The sequence below is a fragment of the Devosia sp. genome, from assembly GCF_036563435.1.
Lineage (GTDB): Bacteria > Pseudomonadota > Alphaproteobacteria > Rhizobiales > Devosiaceae > Devosia.
In genome coordinates, this window is sequence record NZ_DATCMJ010000020.1 from 58701 (window position 1) to 80004 (window position 21304).

The following is a 21304-nucleotide window of genomic DNA, read 5'->3' on the forward strand; positions in this document are numbered from 1 at the left end:
GACGGCCCGCCGGGGTGAAGCGGACACAGCTGTGGCGGGACGAGTTGTACTCGGCACCGGCGCCCAAGACGGAATGATCAGTCGAGCTCGTGACTCGTGACGAGCTGGCCCCAGGCCGGGTCCCACATTTGCGAGCTCTCGATATCGATCGCGATGCCATGGTATCCATAGTGCCAGGCGTAGTCGTCCGCCAGGCGCAGCGCGTCGGCCATCAGGTGCGGGCCGTCCCACATTTCCGGCAGCTCATACCACTGCGGCAGGGAGATCATGCCGCGGACGATCCCGTCGCCACCGGTGCGGATGATCAGGATGATCGAGCGCTCGTCCGGATCGTCGACGGAGAGGTTATAGATCGGCTTCGGAATACGCGCCGGCTGATGGGGTTCGTAGTCAACCGGCGGCCCTGCAGCAAGGCGGGCCATCAGGTCGGTCAGGTCGTCACTCATGCCCGATTCACTATCACAACGACCGGGCGCAACCGATTCAAATGATTCGAGTTCTCGACTCGTATGAGTACAAGTAGCCCATGGCGGGCGTAAGCCCAGCCACCCGCAAAAAGCGGTCAGCCGCACCGGACTCAGAATCTACCCCTACACTCAAGTTCATCCCTACGATGCAGCCCAAGCTGGTCGACCTGCCGCCCGCCGGCGGCGACTGGCTGCATGAGATCAAGTACGACGGCTATCGGTGTCAGCTGCACGTCGACGGCAGAGCGGTCACCACCTATACCCGCAACGGCCACAACTGGACGGACAAGTTCCAGCCCATCGCTACCGCCGCCCGCGGCATACCCGCCCGCCGCACCATCATCGACGGCGAGATATGCGTCCAGGACGAGCGTGGAGTAACCGACTTCTCCGCGCTGCCGGCAGCGATCAAGTCCCGTCCGGGCGACCTGGTGTTCTTCGCGTTCGACCTGCTGCACCTCGACGGCGAGGACCTTCGCCCGGCGCCCCTCGAGGAACGGCGAGCCAAGCTGCGCCTGTTGGTTTCCCAGGTGCCCGGCAGCCGCATCGTCATGAGCGACGAATACGACGGCGACGGGCAGGCGTTCTTCGACCTGGTGAGCAGCCACGACCTGGAGGGGATGGTCTCGAAGAAGAAAGGCAGCCGGTACTGGTCGGGCGCCAGCGACGCGTGGAAGAAGACGAAATGCTGGACCACGTCGACCATGGCGGTCATCGGTAGCGAGCGCGACAAGGCCGGCGTGCCCTATGCCCTGCTGGCCAACGAGGCGGGCTACCAGGGGACCGCGTTCATCGGACTGCCGGGACGCCTGCGCTCGGCCTTCTGGCGGTACGTGGAGGGGCAGACGGTGACCGAGGCGCCGCTGGTCGGCCTGAAGAAGAAAGCCGCGTGGCTCCGTCCGGGCATGACGGCCAAGGTCCGCTATCTCAAGGGGTCGGACAAGATGCGGCATGCCGTCGTCCAGGGCGTCGAGATCGAGCGCTGACCAACTGTCTCCAATTTGGACATAGTTGATTAAGACGTTAAACCATTGGTTCTGTTCCGATATCAGCCCCACCATACCGCAGAGGCTAAGACGTCTGAATGTGGATCGACAAGAATTCTGAAAATAATCCGTGCGTTTCCGCGTCGTTTTGGAAGCTAAGTCCTCTTAGCTTCGCTTTTCGTGCGCCATAAAACGGATGCCGAAATCACTACGCGTTAAGCGAACGTTAACACGTACTGACCCTCCCGCGACGCTGCCCAGGCTGCTACCGTCCCCGGCGAAACAGGGGGCAAGGCATGTTCGGCGGCAGCAAGATAGAGCGAGAATACAAGGACGTCCTGCAGGGCATTCGCACCGGGAGCCGGCGCGAGCCTCAGCACAACCCTCCGGCGTCGGTCGAGGCGGACGGCACCACGCTGCTCGAACCCCAGCACCGGATCGTGTGGTCGGATTTCGAGAGGTTCGGCGAGATCATCAACACGATGATGCATGGTGGCCCGTTCTCGTTCGAGGAGATGCCGAGGGTCGAGTTCGGGTTCGAGGGTCCGGACTACGGCAGGCACTACCAAATCTACTATAACGCGGTCCAGTGCGGTCGCCTGGTGATCGGCGTCGCCCACCTGCTGCACGCCACCGAAGGGCATGGCGCGGTGGCCGAACTGGATCTCGACTACGCGCAGCTGATGCCCAAGGGCGAGGTCAGGTCTATGCTCCGCACGATGTGGTTCATGTTCGCTAAGGACGAGGATGGCGCCGTGATGCGGGCGAAGGCGGACCTGGAGGTGGTCAAGATCATGACCCGCCACCTCTGGGAAGCGATGAGGCTACCCGACCAAGTTCATAGCCTCGACTGGCGGTTCGAGGGACCTTACGAACACTACAGCCAGTACCTGCAGCCGCGGACGCTGTAGCCAAAGAAAAGGCCCCGTCGCTATGAAGCGCCAGGGCCTTTCTTGTTGCCGATGCTGCGTGGAGGGATCGCGCATCAGCCTGACGCATAGATAGGAGGCAGTTGGCGTGTCGCAAGAACGCTCGCCAACCCGTGATCACATCCCCAGTTTGGGCCTGGGTTCGCCGATCTCGACCACCAGCCCCGGGTCAAAATCGGGGTTCTCGTCCCGCTGCACGCGGGCACGCTTCTCCGGGGGATAGCCCTTCGGATTGCACAGCACCCTTGTCGATCCGATTTCGTAGTCGCAGCTGTCGTGAGTGTGCCCGTGCGCCCAGAGCGCAGGCCCGTGTTTCTCCATCAGCCAGTCGAGGTTGGACGCATAGGCTGCCGACAGCGTCTCGTCCCGGAACCGGTCGGCGACCGAGAGGTTCGACGGCAGGTGATGGGTCACCACCACGGTGGGGCCGTCGTGCTCCTCCGACAACGCCTCGTCCAGCCAAGCGACGGACTGCAGGTGGATCGCCCGGGCGTGCTCTGGTTCGAAAGGAATCGTCGAGAAGTCCCTGGCCTTGATGGTCTGGTGGTCGTTCATGCCCTTGTTCGCGATGTCCATGTAGCGATCAAGCAGCCTCTCGTCGCCCTTCGCGTAGAGATCGTAATCGGTCCAGAGCGTCGCCCCAAGGAAGCGCACGCCGTCGATTTCGACGCCGCTGTTCTCGAGCAGGTGCACGCCGGCGACAGGCGCATATTCGCGCGCCAGGCGGAGCTCGCGCTGGATAGAGCTGCCGTAGAATTCGTGGTTGCCCAGCACCATCACCGCCGGCATGTGCGGCAGGATGTTGGTCTTAATCCAGTCGATCGAGCGGACGGCGCCCTTGGCGATATCGCCGGCGAGGAGGCACACGTCGGCATCGGGGATGTTAGGCGGCTCCCACGGGCCGAACTCAGTGTGCAAGTCGGAGATGGTCCAGATACGCATGGGGGGTCCTGTAGTCTGCCCGAAAATGGGATTGGGTAGAGGACGGGACGAACCCGTCATTACGATGCAGCGGGTGCATAGGCAGCCTATGCACCCGGCGCACTGGGATGATCAGGCGGCGAGGTCCTGGAGGATCTCGCCGATGATGCCCTGGCCGGCGGCAGCCAGATCCTCGGCGGCGATCTTGGCCATCTCGTCAAGCAGCGCCTGTTCGATGTAGACGCAATAGTCGCGCTCGCTAACGAGGTGGGCGTTGGCCTGGTCGATGCTGTGCCCATTCTCGATCAGCACGGCGGCTACAGTACGGGCAAGGTCCCAGCGGGCGGTGGCTGTACGGGTCAGGAACTGCATCGGTCTCTCCATCGATGTGTGGCCAAGAATTGCCCGCCGACATGCAAGCCACAAACTTAGATTTCTTCGTACCGCTCGGGCTGCGGAGGAATGCGGCGGAGACCGATCGCCGCCTGCACGCGAGGCGACAGTTTCCGGCGCCCGCACTGCATGTCGTAGAGCGTGCCGCGGCTGATATCGAGCGCCCGGGCGGCAGCGGCTGCCGACCCGTGCTTCGCGATGAAGGCCGCCAGGCGCCGGTCGGCTTCCAGGGGATGGAGCACGCGCTGCCCGTTTCCGTGGGCGCGGGCGTCCAGGGCGAGGATGGCGTCCTCGATCTGGCGGATCGTGGCCGGATCAGTGTCAGGTGCCCAGGCTATGGAGGGGAGGATTTCCTGGCCGCGCATCAGAACAGGCTCCCCTGGTCAGCCGGCAGGAACGCCTGCTCGATGGCCAGCTGATCGACCTCCGGCACCGGCTTGGGCTTCTTCCGCGTGCCCTGGTCCTCCGAGAACACGGGAAAGGCAAAGCCGCGCTGCATGCTGGTGTCCCGCTTCCAGCCGTGGTCCTTGGGAACAGCATCGGCGGGGATGATGACGCCGAGCTGCTTCCAGCGGCTCCGGGAGAACCAGCGGCTGGCTTCCATGGCCGCCCGGGAGATGTACTTGGGGGCGGTCATCAGTGCACACTCCCGAGTTCGCCTGGGCACGGCTTCCAGTGGGACAGGCCGTCCCGGTCGTCGCGCCAGGTCATCTGATCGTCCATGACCCACATGCCGACCACGCCGGGCACGAACACGTCGTTGGTGGCGGTATTGCTCCAGCGCATGGGGAACGTGCCGACGTCCTCGTGGCGGACGATGATCAGGACGCCGGTGCGCGGCGCGCTGTCGATCGGGAGGAAGGTGTCGTCGATGATCATGATGCAGCCCTCCAAATGGAGTAGCTGACCACCTGCCAGAAGAAGCTGCCGACAACGGCAAGGAAGAACGCCAGAAGCAGACCATCGACGATGAGACCCGCGCGGCGCTGGCGTGGCGTAAGGTTATCGTCCATCACAGTCCTCCCTCGAATTTCGCCGTGCTCTCACTCCTGCAGATGACGCAGACAACATTGGCTGCCGAGCGCGAGAAAAACGGCTTCCCGCAGTGCAGGCAGTCCCGCATCGCCGGCGCCGGCGTGACGCCGTGACCGTGACGGCGTGCCGGAATGACGGGGGCAGGCATACGGGCGGTCGCGGAACCGCGATGACCTATGTGGGAGGCATTGCGGCTCATGCGCGCCTCCTGGAGCGTTGCGCCGGCGGTCCCTTGCGGACACGAGGCAGCCGCTGCTGTTGGGCGCGCCAGTCGAAACCGGCGGGCTTGGGATCGCTGCGGACGATCCCCGCTATTGCCTTTGCTTCGGTGATCGCCCTGGACATGGCGCCGTCGAACACCTCGAAGCTGCCATCCGCGTTCCGGGTCACGACCTGCCCCGCCCCGAAGGTCCGTTGGCGACACCCTCGACGACGTGGGCGTTCTGAGCGAGAAGGGCCAGTAGCTCGGGGATGTGCACGTAGCGCATCTCTGCCCGGGCGAGGACGTAGTGGTAGGGATCGATTTCAGTGAACTCGGTCATGCTGCCGCTCCCTTCACGAAGTAGAAGACCCGGCGGCAGCCGAGCGCGGTCAGAAGGCGGTCGGACGGAGCGCGATTCCCAGCCAACACGTCGCCGACGAAGGGAGCGGAGAAGCTATGGGCTTTCGCCCAGGCAGCCTGGCTACCGGCGGCGGCACAAGCGTCCCAGAGCAAGCGGACGGGGTCTACGCGGTCCGCGGCGCCGGCGTCCTGGTCGACCGGCACCAATTGGAAGCCTACCTTGCGGAAGCCTTCCAGCAGGCTTTCGGCTGCCCATTCCGACCCGTGATAGTCCACCATCTCCAGGGCGGCCATGGCAGCGAGCACATCGTCCGGATGTTCCGCGCACTTGGCGCAGATCTTACGGTCGGTCAGTCCCTCGGGACGGTACTCGCCGCAATTCCGGCAGCGGCCATTGGCATAGTGGTGGACCTTGGGGAACTCGGTCATCACGCTGCTCCTTCCTTCGGCTGCATCCGCTCCAGCGCCTTCACGCACTCCGCGTCGAGTGCGTCCAGCTGGGCGAGGTAGGCATGGAGGGACACCCCCTGGACCGCGATCCAGAGTGTCGGGTTAACGGCGCAGGCAACCGTTGCCTGATGGCGCCATGTGCTGATGTTTCCGCGCATCTGCTTGGCGACGGCGATCTCGGAGGTGAAGTCGGTCATCAGAATGCCTCCCCGTCAGGACCGGTGATGTCGTAGGGGAACACCACGAAGCCGGCCTCGCGAGCAGGACGGGTCCTCCAGGCGTCCACATAGTAACGGCTGCCCTCCTTGGTGACCCGGAACCAGTTGCCACCCTCGGCGCGCAACTTGTCGGCAAGGCTCCTGATGTTGGAGTTATTCTCCCAGTCGCTCTCGCGGACAAAGCACCACTCCTGGTAGTCCGGAGCGGTGCCGGGAATGGCGGCGAAGCGGAGGGCCTGCAGTTCGTCCACGATGGAGAGCAGCATGGCGTTGTAAGCCACCTTCTCCTCGTTGACATGGGCGACGGGAGCGAAGCGCTTCCGTTCGTCCTCGAGGGAGCGGCGCAGCTTGACGAGGTCGAAGTCGGTTACCTTGTCCATCACTTGTCTCCCTTATCGAGCGGGTGTTCCCACCAATCGTCGAACTCGGGCTTGGGCTGGTCCCTGTGGGGCGCGGGCGAGCCGTCGCGATACATCCGGTCGCCTTCCCAGGGGATCATCTGGTCCTGGCCGAGCGGGATCTCCGCCGGACCATCAGGCAGGTCGAGGATGTTGATGACCTGCTGCCCGGGCGCCGGCTCGGTCGTGATCAGTGCCAACCCGTGCATGTCGAGCTCGATGCCATCGATCGCGTGCTGGTAGCCGGCGGCCTCCAGCTTGCCGCGGATCTCGTCATGGGCAGCGCGGGAGATCGCCAGGTAGACGGAGGTGTGGGTGGAGCGGGTCATGATGCACCCCCGAACTTGAGCTTGAGGCGCTCGAATTCGGCCCTGTCACGTTGGTTTTTCTCCTCCCACGCGTCGATAGCGTCGGCAGTCTTGCGAAGGGCGTCCTTCACCTCCACCAGGTGGCGATGGTCGGGGGCGAAGATCACCTCGGTAGTGTGATCCCAACGTGTGCCAAGGAAATCTACGGGCACGCGCAGCGACACCCTTTCGGCTTTCTTGCCCCAGCTGAAAATCGTGCTCGGATCGTCATGGAGCTCCAGCCACTCCTCGGAGGTCTCGTTACCGGTCATCTCTCGGTGGAGCGTGATCGCCGTCACCGAGTGAGACAGGAGCCAGCGAGCGATGTCTTCGGGGGTCTTGTGGTTCCAGACAGGACGTGGCGTTTCCATCAGCGTGCTCCTTCCACGGGTGCTAGCTCGCTCGAGATCTCCGTGCAGAACCCCATCTCCAGCGCTTGGCTGGCGTCCAAGAACGTTTCGTCCAGCATGAGCGCGAGTATCTCGTCCTGGTCCTTTCCCGTCCTCGCCGCGTAGATGTTCGCGATCCTGTCGGACATGAGGTCCAGCTGATCGGCGACGCGCAGGAGCTCCTCCGCGGTGCCATCGACGACGCTTTGGCGCGGCATCACCAGGTGCAGGATCGAGTTCGGGTGCAAGACAATCTCGCTGCCCACCATCGCCACCAGGGAAGCGACCCCGGCAACCATGGCGCCCATCTCGACGCGGATCTTGCCCGGATAGCGGCTGAGGTACGCATGCATCCGCAGCCCGGCCATGGCGTCGCCCCCGGGGGAGTTGATACGGAGGGTGAAGTCCTCGCCACCGAACATGACGAGGCTGCCGTTGGTGTCCGTGAGGCTGTCCGCCATACGGGTGGTGATGGCGCTGGCGATGGTGAAAACGTTGTTGTCCATCAACGTGCTCCCTCGCCGGCGGGTGCATCGACGACGATGACGCCCTCTGCCGTCCAGCCATCCTCGGTCTTCTCGGTGACGGTGAGCTCGGCATTGCCGGGGACGAGGCGGATCGTGCTGGTTGCCTCGTCGAACTCGAAGGAGTCGGGATCGATGTAAGTGACCGGATCGCCGTTGAGGCTCTCCACGTGCTCCCTGACGGTGTCCCAGCCCTTGTCGATCTGCTCCTGCGTCAGAGGCGGGGCCGGTGCGGGCGGCTGCACAGACACGTCGCCCGCCAGTACCGCCAACCCGCGCATCCTGCGGTGCACGCTCCTGAGCCGGCGGACATCCCCGCAGTTGTACTCGACGACCTCGGCGATGCGGCCAGCCTTGACCGCATCCCAGACACCGCTGCCGTCCATGTCGCCCTTGCCGGCGACACCAAGCGCCCTGCACAGGCGGTCGAGGCCGATGCGTCCGGACGGGCCGGCCCACATCTGCATGGTGTCCTGGACCTTGTCGGTGGCGTACTTTGACGCATTGACGGGCCACCATTCCGGCACGGTGACACCAAGGGCGATCGCGCGCTGCCAGATAAAGCGGATATCGAAGTCGGCGAAATGGGCAACGAGGACGGGGGGGACAGCGAACGGCTCGATATCCACGATGTTGGATGCCGGGGGCTCGTACTTGTCTTCGGCGACAGCTTGCTCGTAGGCAGCATGGGCAAGGTTGAACAGGTGATCCTCGATCTCCGCGAAGAATTCGGTCAGCAGCTCGCGTTCGCCGGCGAGGACGGCATCATGAATCGCGTAGCTCTTCTGCGCCGTGAATCCCTCCAGCGCCGTGTTGTGCAGGGCGACGACGGTGTGCTCGTCGAACGCCCACGCAATCGATGCGAGGTGCCCCTGTGCGCCATCGAGAGCCGTCTTGCGGTAGGCTTCCTGGATGTTGTCGTAGACATTGTCGCCGGCGGCAGCGTGGTCTTCAATGGCCTTCGCACGCTTGGCGGCGACGTCGGCTTCGATCTTCTCGAGGTCCTTGAACCGGCCATCGGCCTTGATGCTATCCAGGTTCAGGACGGGTGCCGGGAAGCGTTCGACAATCTCGCCGAACACGCTCGGGTCGGCGGACGGGATGGTCTCGATATCAGCGTAGAGGAAAGGCTTTTCGGTCGTTTTCATGGGTCGGTCTCCGAGCCCTGGGGGCTCACGGGGTGCCGATGGAAGGGTCGGTTGGCAGGGACCCGGTGCGGCGACTAGCGGTTGAACAGGCGGGCCCAGAAGCCGCGGGTCGTGAGAAGGGTGTTCTGGGAAACCAGGCGGTCGTTGGAGAGCTTCGTCTTGATCAGTTCGTCGCGCACCTTGGTGAGCTCCTGCTTGGTGGCAGTCAGCTCCTCGAGGGTCTTCATGTCCTCGGCGGCAAGGCTTTCGGCGTTGGCCTTGGACTGACGGAGGTTCTTCTCCAGCGAGTGAACCTCTGCACCTAGCCGGTTCGCGTTGGCGAGGGTGACGTCGAACCTGCTCTGCATCTTGGCGGCGTCGGACTGCAGCTCGGCGATCTTGGCGAGCGCATCGTCCGCCAGCGCTGCCTTCTCTTGAGCGATCTCGAGCGCCGGCATTAGCTCATCGTAGCGGGCTTTCAGGTCGTTATAGAGCTGTCCCTGGTGGTTGAGATCAGCCTGCAGCTGCTTTGCCTTTTCCGAATAGAGCGTGACGCCGTCACGGCTTTCCTCGAGGGCGGCTTCCAGGCCCTTCACCTTGTCTTCGAGCGTCGTGACGCTGCCTTCCAGCACTTCGATGCGGACCTGTTTGGCGTCGGCAATGTTGGTGAGCTTTTCGATACGGGCGGCGGCGTCCTCGATCTCGGCGGACTGCTCCGCGGTCAGTACGACGGTTTCACCCTTGGCTGCTGCCCGGGCGGCGATGGCGGCCTTGCTGCGGGACGGGCGGGGCTTCTTGGTAGAGGTGGTCTTGTTCATTTTCTGGTCTCCGAGCCGTAGCGGCTCACGGGGGTGAAGGGGGCGGTTGGCAAACCGGTGGGGGCTAGGCGGCTAGATCTTGGGCTTGAGGGTGATCGGGGGAACCGGTGCCCCGGAAGGGACTGCGCCGACCGTCTCGATAACAGCGGCAATCGCACTGGCGGCCTTCACCTCGAGGGCGTGGACAAGCTCGGTCGCGGCGGTCGAGAAGGTGTGCCCGTTGGGCTCGCCGTCATCGCCGTAGAGTTCCACGGAGTGGAACACCATCAGGCGCTGACGCGTCGTCGCGGCGCCCTCGACGGCGAACTCGATCTCGATTTCGATGTCATTGCCTACTGACTCGTGGTGGAAGCCCCAGTTGCCCAGGACCTGCGAGACCACGGTCGCGGCGGTATCGGTTTTCATGTTTTCTCTCCTGCGCCTGTTGTCAGCCCCCGGATCGGCGCAATGGCCGGGGGCAAGGGTGCTAGCGACGCTCGGGTGGTGGCCCGGGCGGAAGGCGCTCGGGGTCGGGCAGCGGGCTCGCGCGCCGGATGAAGATCATGTCGCCGGCGAACAGCTTGAGTGGGCCTTCATGCTCGATGCTCATACGGAAGCGCTTGCCATCCGTGCTCAGCGTGCGGGTCGCGACGCGGACGAGGACCTCCTTGACGCAGTCATCTCCGTCCTCGGGATCGTGCAGGGGAAGAGGCACTTTCCCGCCCGCTACCCAGGCGCGGTAAAGCTTGTTCGCATGCTCATGGCTGACGGCGGCGAGATCGGACTCGGTCACGCCGGTGAAATCCCTGCGCTCGAGGGCGAATGCAACGCGCTGGAAGGATTCGGCCAAGGCGCTCACTTGCGCATCTCCTTCCAGCCGTCGACAAACCAGTGGCTCATCTCGAAACCCTCGCCGGCCACGAAAGCCTCGAACTCGGCGTCGGTCATGGCCTTGATCCGAGCGCGCTCGTCGTCAGCCCTCGCGGGAGCCGGCTTCTCGAAGGGCGACGGAGCACCGAAGGTCCGGCGGACGGTGCGCTTTGCCGGCACGTGGATGGGCAGGTCGGCCAACATCTGCGTCACGAACGCCGTTTCCTTCACAGCGCCGGCATCGACGACGGAATCGTCATCGCGCTCGATCACCTCTGACGGCGGGCGGACGGCGGGGCGGCGGGGTGTACGGAAGGACGGCATGGCTTTTCCTCGTTCGGAAAAATCATCCGGCCGTCCGGTGCCTGAGTCACGCAAAGGGGTAAGCCGAAGTTCCCCACTTTCCGGTTATGTTCCGTGGTGAAGTTCGACGGTGACCAGTGATTTGCTGGGGGTAAAATTTTCCTGGTTAACGCGATTTTCGTGCGTTGCGCTGACTTGCCGGGCCGGTTTGTGGGTTGCCAGCCCGCCGGGTATGAGTCGGGTCTACGGCTTTGTTGGAGGGATTCGAGATGCGGAATTTGTTGGCGGCGCTGGGCCGCATGCTGAGCGCTATGAAGACGGTCTGGGAATGGTGCGGCAAGACCGGCAGGCTGGTGGCGCGCACGGTCGTGGGTACCGTCACCGGTGCTGGCGCGGGGAGTGACGCCGTCACGGTCGACGAGCCGGCGGCTGTCATCCAGGCTGCCGACAACGGCCTTGCAAACCTCCGCCGCCTGGCCGGCGCGATGGCTGCCGACAGGGTGACCGAAGCCGACCTGGCCAACGTTCCCGATGGCAGGATCGAGTGGCTAGCTGCCATGGACAGGGGCATGCTGGCCCGGGTCATGTGCGCGGACGATGCCACCCTGCAGGCGCACCTGCGTGGCCAGCGGTCTATCCGCGGCGTCCTGGCCGCCGATGCTGACAGCGTGCGCGCGTATCGGCAACGGCAGGAGATGTCCGTCGACGTGACGGACGCGGAGCCGGCGCCGGAGATGGCATACGCCGCCTGAGCAGGGATAAGCCGCCCGAAAATAAGAGGCCCGTTGGAGCGATCCAGCGGGCCTCTGTGCTTGTGGGTAGTATTGTCAGGGGGAGAATGACGGGCCGTCGTCGTCGGGCTCGGGCGCCGGCTCCACGGTCTGGCCGGCGGGGATGCCACCGGTCACCGTCATGGACGGCTGCTCCCCATGCTCGTACCCGATCGCACCGCGTGCCGCCGCAGCCTTGCGCAGCGCGGTCATCCGTGACGGCATCACGGCGTCGATATGGGCGGCGAGGGCACGCTCAAAATCGTCGGTGACGTTCCGGCGCCCCACCACGACGTGGGACACCAGGACCTGCGAGACGCCCATGCCAGCCGCCAGGGCGGCGGTGAAACGCTCGCCGTGCAGCGCCTTGCCGATATCTATGACGCGCTGCCGGCGTACTTCCTGCTTGGGCTTGGTAGGGGGGGGCATTGACGGGCCTCGATTTCGGAAGGGGTGCGGACGTTGACGACCGCCCGCTTGGGGGCGGCCTTGGCCCGGACCGCGGCGGCGGTTCCGGGATGGGCGGCGCGGAAGGCGTCGCGCTTGGCGGCGGTGGGGAACACGAGAGGGACCGACTTGCCCGGGCGCGGCGTCCAGGTGGCATGGAACCGGAAGGCCATCACGACAGCTCCCCTGCGCGCGGGACGTAGCGGGTCAGCACAATGTTCCCGTTGCTAGCCGGATCGATGCGATAGATCACGCCTTCGAAAAGTACCGGCATGCCGTGGCGCACGCGGATGTAGGGCTTCGCCTCGCGTGGTTCGGACGTGAGCATGGCTCCCAGCGAGGATATCCAGACAAGAGCGTGACCACGCTCGCGGGCGCGGTCGATGGCGTCGATCGGATCGTGTCCGCTAAGGATCGAGGCACTGACCATCGAATTGATCTTGAAGCCGTGCAGGTCGTTTAGAACGAGGCGCTCGCCGGCGAGCAACTCGGTAGCCAGCACTTCAGCGATGGAGCCGTCGTCAGCGCGGATGCGGGCCAGGACGCCAGGCTCGCGGTCCACGTGGTGGCCGATGCCGGTGGTCTTGAAGATGGTGTCTTTGATCGGATTGCGACGAATGGTCATTCTGGTTCTCCAGAGCCTCACAGGCTCACAAGCGAGAGAAAGGGGTGGCTGGCTTGGTGCCACCCCCGGGGGATCGTGTTACTCGGCTGCCTCGAGCTGGGCCTCGCGCTGCTTGATAGCTACGACAAGATCGCTGACCAGCACGACGTCACGGTCGAATGCCGGGATGTCGATGTATCCGTGGAAGTGCTGGGCGTGGCCGTCCTCGGCATCCACCCAGCGGGCGAAGCGGATCGTGTCGATGTGGTTCTGGCCGAAGTAGTAGCGGTCCTGGTAGCGATACTCCGTGTCGCCGATGACGATGGTGCGCTGCTGATGCGTGGTCTCGCGGTCGAAGCCGCGACCCACGATGCTCCAGCTGCCATGTCCGACAAGCATGTCCTGGCTATCCCAGGAGAACACCAGTTCCTGATCGATAGCGGCACCGCCGAAGGTCGGAAGGTCGGTGGCATCGTAGATCGAGGCAACGTCGGTCCGAGTGGCCTTGGCGTAGGCATCGGCAGCCTCGAGGGCATCCCGTAGCGATACCAGCGACTTGGCGTTCTTGATGTCCGACGCCAGCTCGTCCGACTTGCTGGAAGTCTGGCGCTCGGTCTCCTTGTCGAGGTAGACGATGATCTCTGCGAGAAGCTCGTCGTCATCACCATCGGCGGCGGCGACATACTGGCCGCCGAGGTCGCGCAGGGTGCTGTTGAGGGAACCGTCGCAGCTGATGCTGTTCCAGTCGGAAGGGGTATGACCGGCGGATTCGGCAACGTCGATCAGATCAACGACCAGGCTTTCGATGGCGTCCTGGGCATCCTTGTCTTCGGCGAAGGGCTTCACGACGGTGACGAGGATCTCGCCCCGGCGTTTTCCGCAGGTGTCGGTCAGGGCCTTATAGTCCTTGTAGCCGGCGGCGACGGCCATCTGGTCGAGTGCACCTGCTTCGTCGTCGGCCTTGTAGATGCCGAGATCGACGGAAGAAACGGTGTTGGTGATCTGGAACTTGGTCATGGTAACTCCTGGAGACCGAGGGTCTCGGTGGTGGTACCGGGGCCAGACACCGTGTCTAGCGCTCCCGATGCACTAGAAATAGTACATGCAGGAGCGGGGGTCAATAGGCTTGCACGAAAAATAGTGCAGATTATTCCGGGGCGATGAAATCGGGCGGAACGCCGAAGCGGCGGAATAGCTCGAGCATGCGCGGCAGCCATGGCGGCACCTCTCGCTCGTCCCGCTCATAGCGGCGGAGCAGGGTGACCCCATTATCGACGCTGGCATACCCGCAGGCACGAGCCAGCTGGGACAGCGACAGCCCCAGTTCCTCGCGCTGCGCCTTAAGCTCCTCGCCGGTCAATGGCCGCGCTTCATGAGCTTGAATTCGGCGAGCTTGCGCTTGCCGCGCTCGATCTCGAGCTCGCGCTGCGCGGCGGCCAGGCGCTGCTCCATGGCGACAATGATAGAGTTCTTGCGGTTGATGATCGCCTGCGCCGAGTCAGCGTTGGCCGCGAGCTGGCGGTCGAAGGACCGGATGGCTACGAACTCGACATCGCTGATCATCTGGGCTCTCTCCGTGGCGGTGTCAGGCAGCTATGGCACAAGCTTATTGAGATCGGGCGATCGCCGAAAACGGCATTTTACCTATTCCGTCAGAAAGCGACATCCTCGTCTGAATTTATCCGCGGACCATCGTAGCGGACCGGAACCGGCTCGGGCTCGGGGATGTAGACGACATCGGCGATCGGCGCCGGCAACGGACGACGGGCGGCAGCGCGGAGGTGGCGCGGCCTTGGCGGCTTCTTCTCCCATCCCGGCACGCTCGTCCGCACCGGTGCTATCCAGCGGGTGGACGGCTCCGCCAGGGCGGCGAGTTCGGCAAGCGGCGGGTGCACCACGGTGACGCTGGCGCCGAGGAACCGGCCCCTGGGATGCTTGGGCGTGGCGGTCGTGCGGATCGCCGGCTCGATCACGACTTCCCCCCACGCGGGCAGGTCCTTGTCCAGTTCCGGCAGCACTTCGGTGCGGACCCGGTGAAGCGTCATCCTGTCCGGTGCCCCGACGAGCCGCTTGAGCGCGTCCTCGTTGAGCTTGAGCGTCACCCGGTCCTCTGCCCGGGCGGTGACGGACACCATGAACGGTACGGTGCCCAGCGCGGCGGACATGGCATGCAGATAGGCCTCCACGGAAAAACGGGACTTGGCTTTCTGCAGCAGCACCAAGGGCAGATAGACCACCGGTTGGCCCGGCTCGACCCGCCACGTCTCCACCAGGTCGTCATGGATATGCCAGGTGCGCTTGTCGTCCAGGTTGTGCCGCAGGGGTGCCACCGGTGCCGGGTAGACCTCATGGCCGGTAGTGCGGAAGGTGGACTTGGCCAGCCTTGCCTGCCTTGCGTCCTCCGCGTCGATGCCGTCCCGCCTGATCTGCCCCAGCGCGGAACGCAGGCCGTTGTCCGGTATGCGGAACGCATGTGCCGGGCTGCTCTCCTGCCGGCAGGACGTATTCGCCGCCAGCCACAACGCGGCCACCGCGAACGATACGTCCCTTGCCGACAGGTAGTCGCCCACGACGTGGAAGGTCGCCGCCGCCGGCAACGGCACGGCGAGGTATTCGGGCAAGCAGGGTGGTGTCGTCGTCATGCTGTCTCTCCAGGCCTCCTAGAATGGGGCGGATCCCGGTAAACGGCAATACCTGTTAGGAAGAACCTGTTTTCGTCAGCCCTTTCAATGGCTTGGAGAGGTTTCGTCAGAACTCATGCAGCGAACCTTCGTGTAGGTGTTAGCCTTTAGCTGTTTATAATCAATGGGTTACACGACCAAGTAAGAACTCTCGTGACCCTATAGAAAGAAAGAAGGCGCTCGTGCTCCCTCGCGTGCGGGATCCGGCTATCCAGAATCTTCCCCTGAGTCCGCAGGTAAAGGCTATCCCGTCTGCAGGTGTCCGCCTGGCCTGGGTGACTCTTGCTGCCCTGTGGTAGGCACGTGATAGCCGCAGGGAAGGGTGTAGGTGCTATCCGGCGGGCAGAGGGCAGCAGGCATGGCGGCAGCTTGTGGTGACCGGCGGCAGTCAACGGTAGGCGAGGCGGCAGGGGAAGGCCGGGACGGACGACCCGCTGCGACCCCGCTGGATGGCCACCGGCGGGCCGGAGCGGGAGCGACGGCTATCGGGCAGCAAGGACAGGCTTCGCCCGGTAGGGCGGTTCCGGCGGCCACACGGGCATGGTCGGGCGACAGGACTTGAATAGGCGGGACGACGGGAACGACCTATTCCCCTTGGATGGCCAGATCTTTCTTCGGGGCAGCTAGAGCCGCGTCGCCCTCTCTTGCGCCTCCAACCCTACTTGTCCCTTGCCAGCCGACACGGGATAAGGTGGGGCATGGCCAGACCCGATATCCACGACAGCCCGGCAGCGATCGCCGAGAGAGCCCGACAAGCAGCGGCGGAACGTGCACGCCGGTACCGTGCCGCGAAACGCGAGGAAGGCAAGCCCGATGCCAAGTCGGTCGATGCCGCGCTTTCGGAGGCGGTCAGTTTCCTGTCGTCCGTCGCCGTGCCGGACAACCTCACGTTGTCGATCGCCGAAGTGCACAGGACCGCCGTCATCATCCTCGTCCGCGATGGCGCCAGGAGGTCGTATGCCAGGCAGGCGGTCAGCGCGAGGATGAAGCCGAGGACCATGCACGACGATACGACGACCCTGCCGAGCCGCAGGTTGACCCCCACCACCCGGATCATCGAGCCACCGGTCGGGTCGACCTGGAAGGACACGGAGATCGGTTTCGTGCGTTCCCTGCTGGCCAGGTGGCGTGCCGTGGTCAAGCCGATCCGTTAGCGACACCCCCGTTACCTCCTCATACGCCGTCACTGCACGGCATCACGCGCAACGCATATCCGGCAGCCGCCATTCCCCCGGGAGAAGTCACCCCAACGTCACCTCCGGCAAGCGACCGAACAGGAGGGTCGTACACGGGCACGGGACAGCGGAATGGATACGGTGTCATGGAACGGGGACACGGCAGCATGCGACCCCTAAGCGGAAGGTATATCACAACAGCTGACCGACTGCACCCGACCCCGAAGCTGACATCCCAGCCTTACTAGGATAGCCTTGAAAGCTGCCTTGAAGCGGTGGAGTGGTGGGAGTGGTTCTAAAGCTGAAGCAAGGAAGCCGTTTGGCGCTTCTCATGTCAATTTCGGCATTGATGCTTGGCGGCTGCACTCATCCACCCTTGCCGGAAATCGACCCTGTTCTACTCGCTTCTGATGCGACGATGGTATTGGGTGATGCATCAATCACTGTCCCAGTTGTCGCCATATCGTCGTGGACCGAGCAAGGGGACCTTGTGATCCAGCAATCTCCTGCGGACATTGTGAGTCTATCCTTCAGCGTATACGGCTTCGCCGGAGAAATGGGTAAATCCCTAGAAATATGCCCACTCCTGACGAGGCAATGGTCTAGATCAATTTGCCGGAGTTCCTATACGCCTCTTCTCCAGAGCCTCCCTCACAGGGTGGAGCTAGTGACGCCGGCGGGGTTGTCCGGCCTAAGAAACAACTCCCTCGGTGGCACAAATCAGACCAAGTTCGATGTCGTCAGCATGATTGACTTTGATTCGGATCGGCCCGGCCGAGCCTGTTCGAACCCCACGGAGCCGGGATATTTCACAGGTGCCAAGGGCGGCTATTCCTACTGCTGGGCTGGCTACCAGCTTTCCAACGGTCTTCTTGCGATATGGGAGGGGCGCCAGGACGATGATGTAAAGACTGCTGAGATGATCGAAATCTTCGTTAAGAACGCCCTGGGTCCGAAAGAGAACTTCGCCCTCGTTGAGAGCGCGGCGATTGAGAGGCGGCGATCAAACGCGCCGTGCTTACAGGGGCAGCCCTATGAGCCGGAAATTATGGTGCGGATTAAGGGATCCGACGCATCGGCGAAATGTGTTTCTCCCTAGGGAGCGGCAGTGCCCCTTACGGAACCTTACTTAAGCCTGCTCCATGATCGGAAGTGTGCTAAAGGCCGCGAAGCCGAAAGCCGAAAGAAAGGCGACTGCATAGCGGACATTGCGGCCAAAGTAGTTTTTAGAAAGCTGCATAGCGAGGCGCGGTTCGCGACCCTCAGATTAGGTCCGCTTTTGCCGAGTTTGGCATTGCAAGCCGCCAGTCCCAAATCCACCCTCTAAGGGTCGGTCAGCACCCGACCCCATTCCCGACGTTCTAGGAAGTGTCTATCTTACCCAAAGGCAGACGCTCAGGCAGGCGATGATGGCGCGACGTAAGTCGAATGAGACCCGCGTAGTGGCAGTTCTTCTCTTCTACGCAACCGTAATTGGTGACGTCTTAGGCTCAGATGCAGATCTCTATGATGCATTGGTTGAGCGAATGACTACTGTGCATGTCCAGCAAGGGGCCGGTCTTGCTCCTGATGTGTCAGCTCTGATTTGCCCGGTGGTTACGACCCAACAGCTTCAGCGACTAAGCGACACGCGTCCGGGCGATGTGAAGCCGAACGTTGAATTGTCGGAGAATGCCACCGGATTTCCCCCAGGGACTACTCATTGGCTCGTTAGAGGTAAGTGGCTAGGCGTTTGGGAGCGCATGACATTTGCTATCAACCTGAACGATGAGGGGTTCTGTCAGGCATTCGCTGTCCCACTGGTTGTGGAAGAGCCTAATTTCGACTTTGAACGCACCGGTATTTGATCTCCCCTCTACAAGGGCAATCACCTCAAGGCGCCTGGACCCCCGTATCGCGCCTGTGTGGCAAAGCGGACAGACCAGTCCAAAATCGCTTTAGAGAGTGGCCTTCCGCTACCGCCCAAAGGCGTCGATCAGCACCCAACTCCATTCTGGTCGTGTGAGTCAGTTACAACAATCCTGAAAGCTGCCTGCGTGTGTTGCCTACTCATATCCGCCGACCATCAACAAACCTCTGTCTGGAGCAATTATCGACGTAGAGTTTGTGTCCTGCACAAGGAAGTAGCCTTTCACTTGCCGGTTTAGAATGCTCTCGAAGAGGCCATGCAGATCGGCTTCATCGATGCATTGTACGCTCAACATGAGATCAGCAATCCAACGCCCTTTCGGCTCAAGGTGCCATGGCGTGCCTTGATGCCAAGCCTTGCCTGTTGTTCGTTCCAAGTAGACAGGGCCCCCATCCCGCACTGCAGATGCAAAATCTTCATCAAGGGTGTGGATGACCACAGCACACTCGAACATCTCATCATTAGCATAAAGAACCCCATTGGTTAGGACGCCATGGGGAACGGAATCCTGAAGCTGTTCCTTGGCTAAATCACACCCCGAAAGGAGGACTGCCACTAACAAGAGCAAGGGTAGTTTGGCAGACACGCGGGAATGCCGGATAGAAACATTGACAATCATGCTCGGCTGCTTGCGGATAGTAGGCTGGCAAGGGAAAGCGTCAACTTTACCAGAAGGGCCTTTCAGGACAACTCGGCCTCAGAGTGTCGGCTTATCAACCACCATGCCCGAAAGTCGACAGGCTGAAAACCACCCCCCAGCTGATGATCGGCAGTTGAGCCCATCTCAGTCGCTCCCAATAAGCGACCTGCAGCCCGGAAGCCGTGCTTTGGACCTCACTCAGGTGCGTGAAAACCGGGTCGTTCCCGCCGGCCAAAAGCCATAGATGCACGACTTCACAAGTGGAGCTGAGGCATGAGACTGCTGGACGGAAAAGTGGCGATCATCACGGGCGCAAGCTCAGGCATTGGACAGGCGTCTGCCAAGTTGTTTGCTTCACATGGGGCATCTGTGGTGCTCGTTGCCCGCCGAGAGCAGCCTCTGAACTTAACGGTTGAAGAGATCAGAGACGGTGGCGGCGAGGCTCTCGCCGTTGCAGGCGATGTGAGCGAAGCGCGCACACATCAAGAGGCCGTTGCTGCCGCGCAGGTTACCTTTGGTGGATTGCACATCGCGTTCAACAATGCTGGACTGGTTGGAGCAATGAAGCCTTTGGCCGAGATCGAGCCGGAGCAATGGGCTGACGTAATGGCGGTGAATCTGACTGCGGCTTTCCTAGGTGCCAGGGTTCAAATACCCGCCATGCTGAAGGGCGGCGGCGGAGCACTTATCTTCACAAGTAGCTTCGTTGGCAACAGCGTGGGTTTACCAGGCATGTCACCATACGGAGTCGCCAAAGCAGGTCTGATGGGTCTGGTGCGCGGCATCACCGCAGACTACGCCGCAGCTGGCATTCGAGCGAATGCCCTCCTGCCTGGCGGCACCGCGACCGATATGGCTGGAAACGCTGCCCAACGAGAGTGGGCTGCAGGCCTGCATGCCATGAAGCGGATCGCTCAACCCGACGAAATCGCGCAAGCAGCGCTATTCCTCGCGAGCGACATGTCGAGCTTTGTCACGGGATCGGCGCTTTGGGCAGATGGCGGCAACGCTGCGGTGAAGCTGTAGGTGAGCGTTTTCCTTAAGCCGGCGGTAGGCGAAACGATCTGCCTACCTGCTCGTTGTGCCTCAAAACTAGGAGACACAAATGCTCAAACGCCTGACCGCGATATTTCTTCTAACGCTTGCGCTTGGCTCAACGCTTGCTGCCTGTGACATGGCTCCCGATAAGGACGACGCTGAAGTCGAAGTCGATGACGATTGATCTCCAGGCGATATGCCGTAAGCCTTGCTCTACGTCGCTCAAAGCCAGCCTTTTCGCTTGAAGTAGAGGAACGGCAGAAGGGCAGACAATGCCATCGACATTAGTTTTCTCCCCGACGAGTGGCAGGCGTGGCCGCCGTCGTCTTCGTAGTCAGCATGGCGATCTTCGCCGTCTGGGCGCCCACTTTAGCAAGAAGGAAGGTCCACCGGCACCCAAGGTCCAGGAGTTCTATGCCGCCGGGCAGCTGGCCGACATGGGGCCCGTTAAGGAGCTCATCGAGAGCGTCGGCCTGGTCATGCAGCAGATGGTCCGAACCAATATCGCGCTCGAGGATACGGCCAAGGCGCAGACGCATCTGGCGCATGTGTTCGAAGCTCGCCTCGAGGAGGAGCGGCGCGATCGTGAAACCGCCGAGGAAGTCGCCCGGCAGCTCAAGGAGAAGCGATAAACTGCCGTCTCTGCGGCTATGAGGTTGCTTGGGACGTGCAGCGGAGCATGCACGCGCGCCGCCCGACAGTGTTCCTGCTAACGATGTGCCGGAACGAGGAATGCCGCAATTCGAAACGGTGGCGGGGTCGGAGCTTGAGGTTGTGTCGGAGCCGCTGGCCAGTGTCGAGCGGGGTGTCGGTGCAGTGCCTACTTGCACCACCACTCCTCTCCATCCGGCCACCGTCGAGCCAGCCGCTCACTGATCAGGATGTAACCAACGTCCACCCCATCGATCCGGATCGTGGCCAACCTTCGCCTGCTGCTGGTGCTGTCAAAGCCAAAGCGCTCGATGGTCCATTCATTGTTGTTCAACAGATCAAGCAGTCTAGCGCTGGCCTGATTTGCCAGCCGAACCTCGGCGTCACCGCCGCAAATCGATGATTGAGGCTCCGGCGTATCGAAGGCCTGCAGTCTGATATTCTCACCGTTCAGCCAGAGAGTGTCACCGTCCACAAGGCATGTCTTGTCCGGAGAATTGCGGCGATTGCCGCACATGTCGAGGTGCACCGGTTGTGCAACAGTTGGCACGGAGAGCATGGCGAGAGCTACAGCCGCGGCAATCTATCTTCTCATTTAACCCTCCATGTATTCCAACGTTTGTTGACTCTTATTCTTCTTGCTGCAAGCATCAATTGCTGGGGAGGGGATGTC

At 62.6% G+C, this 21304-nt stretch carries 35 protein-coding genes; 8 read left to right on the plus strand and 27 right to left on the minus strand.

Going from position 1 to position 21304, the window contains the following annotated elements; all coding sequences use genetic code 11:
- Positions 1-77: 77 nt before the first annotated feature.
- Complete coding sequence (locus VIL88_RS17720) at positions 78-446, minus strand: hypothetical protein (protein ID WP_331990944.1); 369 nt, start codon at positions 444-446, stop codon at positions 78-80.
- 167 nt (positions 447-613) lie between these two features.
- On the opposite strand from VIL88_RS17720, the gene VIL88_RS17725 reads away from it, so the two are divergent.
- Both VIL88_RS17725 and VIL88_RS17730 read left to right on the plus strand, forming a co-directional pair.
- Positions 614-1453 carry an ATP-dependent DNA ligase gene (locus tag VIL88_RS17725; protein WP_331990945.1) on the plus strand — a complete coding sequence of 280 codons (840 nt, stop codon included), beginning with the start codon at positions 614-616 and terminating at the stop codon, positions 1451-1453.
- Positions 1454-1749: 296 nt separating this feature from the next.
- The gene (locus tag VIL88_RS17730) at positions 1750-2364 is read left to right on the plus strand and encodes a hypothetical protein (protein WP_331990946.1); all 615 of its coding nucleotides are present in this window, start codon (positions 1750-1752) and stop codon (positions 2362-2364) included.
- A 135-nt stretch (positions 2365-2499) separates the two neighbouring features.
- Here VIL88_RS17730 and VIL88_RS17735 read toward each other — a convergent pair whose 3' ends face one another.
- The 18 genes from VIL88_RS17735 to VIL88_RS17820 all read right to left on the minus strand — a co-directional run bounded on the left by VIL88_RS17735 (position 2500) and on the right by VIL88_RS17820 (position 10737).
- The gene (locus tag VIL88_RS17735) at positions 2500-3324 is read right to left on the minus strand and encodes a metallophosphoesterase (protein ID WP_331990947.1); all 825 of its coding nucleotides are present in this window, start codon (positions 3322-3324) and stop codon (positions 2500-2502) included.
- A gap of 111 nt (positions 3325-3435) precedes the next feature.
- A complete protein-coding gene (locus tag VIL88_RS17740; protein WP_331990948.1) occupies positions 3436-3675 on the minus strand; it encodes a hypothetical protein in 240 nt (79 codons plus the stop codon).
- 56 nt (positions 3676-3731) lie between these two features.
- Entirely contained in the window at positions 3732-4061 is a 330-nt protein-coding gene (locus VIL88_RS17745) for a hypothetical protein (protein ID WP_331990949.1), read from the minus strand.
- Positions 4061-4333, minus strand: coding sequence for a hypothetical protein (locus VIL88_RS17750; RefSeq protein ID WP_331990950.1), 273 nt, complete (start codon positions 4331-4333; stop codon positions 4061-4063). The genes VIL88_RS17745 and VIL88_RS17750 overlap by 1 nt, the downstream gene beginning before the upstream one ends.
- Entirely contained in the window at positions 4333-4575 is a 243-nt protein-coding gene (locus tag VIL88_RS17755; protein WP_331990951.1) for a hypothetical protein, read from the minus strand. Before VIL88_RS17755 ends, VIL88_RS17750 begins: the two co-directional genes overlap by 1 nt.
- Positions 4572-4709, minus strand: a complete 138-nt coding sequence (locus VIL88_RS17760) for a hypothetical protein (protein WP_331990952.1) — start codon at positions 4707-4709, stop codon at positions 4572-4574. Before VIL88_RS17760 ends, VIL88_RS17755 begins: the two co-directional genes overlap by 4 nt.
- Before the next feature lie 408 nt (positions 4710-5117).
- On the minus strand, positions 5118-5273 hold the full coding sequence (locus tag VIL88_RS17765; RefSeq protein WP_331990953.1) for a hypothetical protein: 156 nt from the start codon (positions 5271-5273) through the stop codon (positions 5118-5120).
- On the minus strand, positions 5270-5722 hold the full coding sequence (locus VIL88_RS17770) for a hypothetical protein (protein WP_331990954.1): 453 nt from the start codon (positions 5720-5722) through the stop codon (positions 5270-5272). The genes VIL88_RS17765 and VIL88_RS17770 overlap by 4 nt, the downstream gene beginning before the upstream one ends.
- Complete coding sequence (locus tag VIL88_RS17775) at positions 5722-5940, minus strand: hypothetical protein (RefSeq protein WP_331990955.1); 219 nt, start codon at positions 5938-5940, stop codon at positions 5722-5724. Before VIL88_RS17775 ends, VIL88_RS17770 begins: the two co-directional genes overlap by 1 nt.
- Positions 5940-6341, minus strand: a complete 402-nt coding sequence (locus VIL88_RS17780; RefSeq protein WP_331990956.1) for a hypothetical protein — start codon at positions 6339-6341, stop codon at positions 5940-5942. Before VIL88_RS17780 ends, VIL88_RS17775 begins: the two co-directional genes overlap by 1 nt.
- Positions 6341-6688, minus strand: a complete 348-nt coding sequence (locus VIL88_RS17785) for a hypothetical protein (protein ID WP_331990957.1) — start codon at positions 6686-6688, stop codon at positions 6341-6343. Before VIL88_RS17785 ends, VIL88_RS17780 begins: the two co-directional genes overlap by 1 nt.
- The gene (locus VIL88_RS17790) at positions 6685-7077 is read right to left on the minus strand and encodes a hypothetical protein (protein ID WP_331990958.1); all 393 of its coding nucleotides are present in this window, start codon (positions 7075-7077) and stop codon (positions 6685-6687) included. The genes VIL88_RS17785 and VIL88_RS17790 overlap by 4 nt, the downstream gene beginning before the upstream one ends.
- Positions 7077-7601, minus strand: a complete 525-nt coding sequence (locus VIL88_RS17795) for a Clp protease ClpP (protein ID WP_331990959.1) — start codon at positions 7599-7601, stop codon at positions 7077-7079. The genes VIL88_RS17790 and VIL88_RS17795 overlap by 1 nt, the downstream gene beginning before the upstream one ends.
- The gene (locus tag VIL88_RS17800; RefSeq protein WP_331990960.1) at positions 7601-8767 is read right to left on the minus strand and encodes a hypothetical protein; all 1167 of its coding nucleotides are present in this window, start codon (positions 8765-8767) and stop codon (positions 7601-7603) included. Before VIL88_RS17800 ends, VIL88_RS17795 begins: the two co-directional genes overlap by 1 nt.
- 74 nt (positions 8768-8841) lie before the next feature.
- Entirely contained in the window at positions 8842-9564 is a 723-nt protein-coding gene (locus tag VIL88_RS17805) for a hypothetical protein (RefSeq protein WP_331990961.1), read from the minus strand.
- A gap of 72 nt (positions 9565-9636) precedes the next feature.
- The gene (locus tag VIL88_RS17810; RefSeq protein WP_331990962.1) at positions 9637-9969 is read right to left on the minus strand and encodes a hypothetical protein; all 333 of its coding nucleotides are present in this window, start codon (positions 9967-9969) and stop codon (positions 9637-9639) included.
- 61 nt (positions 9970-10030) lie between these two features.
- Positions 10031-10402, minus strand: coding sequence for a hypothetical protein (locus tag VIL88_RS17815; RefSeq protein ID WP_331990963.1), 372 nt, complete (start codon positions 10400-10402; stop codon positions 10031-10033).
- Positions 10399-10737, minus strand: coding sequence for a hypothetical protein (locus VIL88_RS17820; protein ID WP_331990964.1), 339 nt, complete (start codon positions 10735-10737; stop codon positions 10399-10401). Before VIL88_RS17820 ends, VIL88_RS17815 begins: the two co-directional genes overlap by 4 nt.
- A 248-nt stretch (positions 10738-10985) precedes the next feature.
- On the opposite strand from VIL88_RS17820, the gene VIL88_RS17825 reads away from it, so the two are divergent.
- The gene (locus VIL88_RS17825; protein WP_331990965.1) at positions 10986-11468 is read left to right on the plus strand and encodes a hypothetical protein; all 483 of its coding nucleotides are present in this window, start codon (positions 10986-10988) and stop codon (positions 11466-11468) included.
- A gap of 75 nt (positions 11469-11543) precedes the next feature.
- Here the strand turns inward: VIL88_RS17825 and VIL88_RS17830 are convergent, their stop codons facing one another.
- From VIL88_RS17830 to VIL88_RS17855, 6 genes are all read right to left on the minus strand, one after another.
- On the minus strand, positions 11544-11915 hold the full coding sequence (locus VIL88_RS17830; RefSeq protein WP_331990966.1) for a hypothetical protein: 372 nt from the start codon (positions 11913-11915) through the stop codon (positions 11544-11546).
- A gap of 190 nt (positions 11916-12105) precedes the next feature.
- The gene (locus tag VIL88_RS17835) at positions 12106-12558 is read right to left on the minus strand and encodes a hypothetical protein (RefSeq protein ID WP_331990967.1); all 453 of its coding nucleotides are present in this window, start codon (positions 12556-12558) and stop codon (positions 12106-12108) included.
- A gap of 78 nt (positions 12559-12636) precedes the next feature.
- Positions 12637-13554: a hypothetical protein gene (locus VIL88_RS17840; RefSeq protein WP_331990968.1), complete on the minus strand. Its 918-nt coding sequence runs from the start codon at positions 13552-13554 to the stop codon at positions 12637-12639.
- 130 nt (positions 13555-13684) lie between these two features.
- Positions 13685-13897, minus strand: coding sequence for a helix-turn-helix transcriptional regulator (locus tag VIL88_RS17845; protein WP_331990969.1), 213 nt, complete (start codon positions 13895-13897; stop codon positions 13685-13687).
- Positions 13894-14100, minus strand: coding sequence for a hypothetical protein (locus VIL88_RS17850; RefSeq protein WP_331990970.1), 207 nt, complete (start codon positions 14098-14100; stop codon positions 13894-13896). The genes VIL88_RS17845 and VIL88_RS17850 overlap by 4 nt, the downstream gene beginning before the upstream one ends.
- Before the next feature lie 89 nt (positions 14101-14189).
- Positions 14190-15179, minus strand: a complete 990-nt coding sequence (locus tag VIL88_RS17855) for a hypothetical protein (RefSeq protein WP_331990971.1) — start codon at positions 15177-15179, stop codon at positions 14190-14192.
- Positions 15180-15916: 737 nt separating this feature from the next.
- On the opposite strand from VIL88_RS17855, the gene VIL88_RS17860 reads away from it, so the two are divergent.
- The 3 genes from VIL88_RS17860 (at position 15917) to VIL88_RS17870 (ending at position 18240) form a co-directional block, all read left to right on the plus strand.
- Positions 15917-16372: a hypothetical protein gene (locus VIL88_RS17860; RefSeq protein WP_331990972.1), complete on the plus strand. Its 456-nt coding sequence runs from the start codon at positions 15917-15919 to the stop codon at positions 16370-16372.
- 340 nt (positions 16373-16712) lie between these two features.
- Positions 16713-17492 (plus strand): hypothetical protein, encoded by a 780-nt coding sequence (locus VIL88_RS17865; protein WP_331990973.1) that lies wholly within the window; start codon positions 16713-16715, stop codon positions 17490-17492.
- A 343-nt stretch (positions 17493-17835) separates the two neighbouring features.
- On the plus strand, positions 17836-18240 hold the full coding sequence (locus VIL88_RS17870) for a hypothetical protein (RefSeq protein ID WP_331990974.1): 405 nt from the start codon (positions 17836-17838) through the stop codon (positions 18238-18240).
- Between the two features lie 198 nt (positions 18241-18438).
- On the opposite strand, the gene VIL88_RS17875 is transcribed toward VIL88_RS17870, so the two are convergent.
- On the minus strand, positions 18439-18921 hold the full coding sequence (locus tag VIL88_RS17875) for a hypothetical protein (protein ID WP_331990975.1): 483 nt from the start codon (positions 18919-18921) through the stop codon (positions 18439-18441).
- Between the two features lie 294 nt (positions 18922-19215).
- Between VIL88_RS17875 and VIL88_RS17880 the strand changes: the two genes are divergently transcribed.
- Both VIL88_RS17880 and VIL88_RS17885 read left to right on the plus strand, forming a co-directional pair.
- Complete coding sequence (locus VIL88_RS17880) at positions 19216-19968, plus strand: SDR family oxidoreductase (RefSeq protein WP_331990976.1); 753 nt, start codon at positions 19216-19218, stop codon at positions 19966-19968.
- A 284-nt stretch (positions 19969-20252) separates the two neighbouring features.
- Positions 20253-20612, plus strand: a complete 360-nt coding sequence (locus VIL88_RS17885; protein WP_331990977.1) for a hypothetical protein — start codon at positions 20253-20255, stop codon at positions 20610-20612.
- Between the two features lie 188 nt (positions 20613-20800).
- Here VIL88_RS17885 and VIL88_RS17890 read toward each other — a convergent pair whose 3' ends face one another.
- Entirely contained in the window at positions 20801-21190 is a 390-nt protein-coding gene (locus VIL88_RS17890; RefSeq protein WP_331990978.1) for a thermonuclease family protein, read from the minus strand.
- Between the last annotated feature and the right edge of the window lie 114 nt (positions 21191-21304).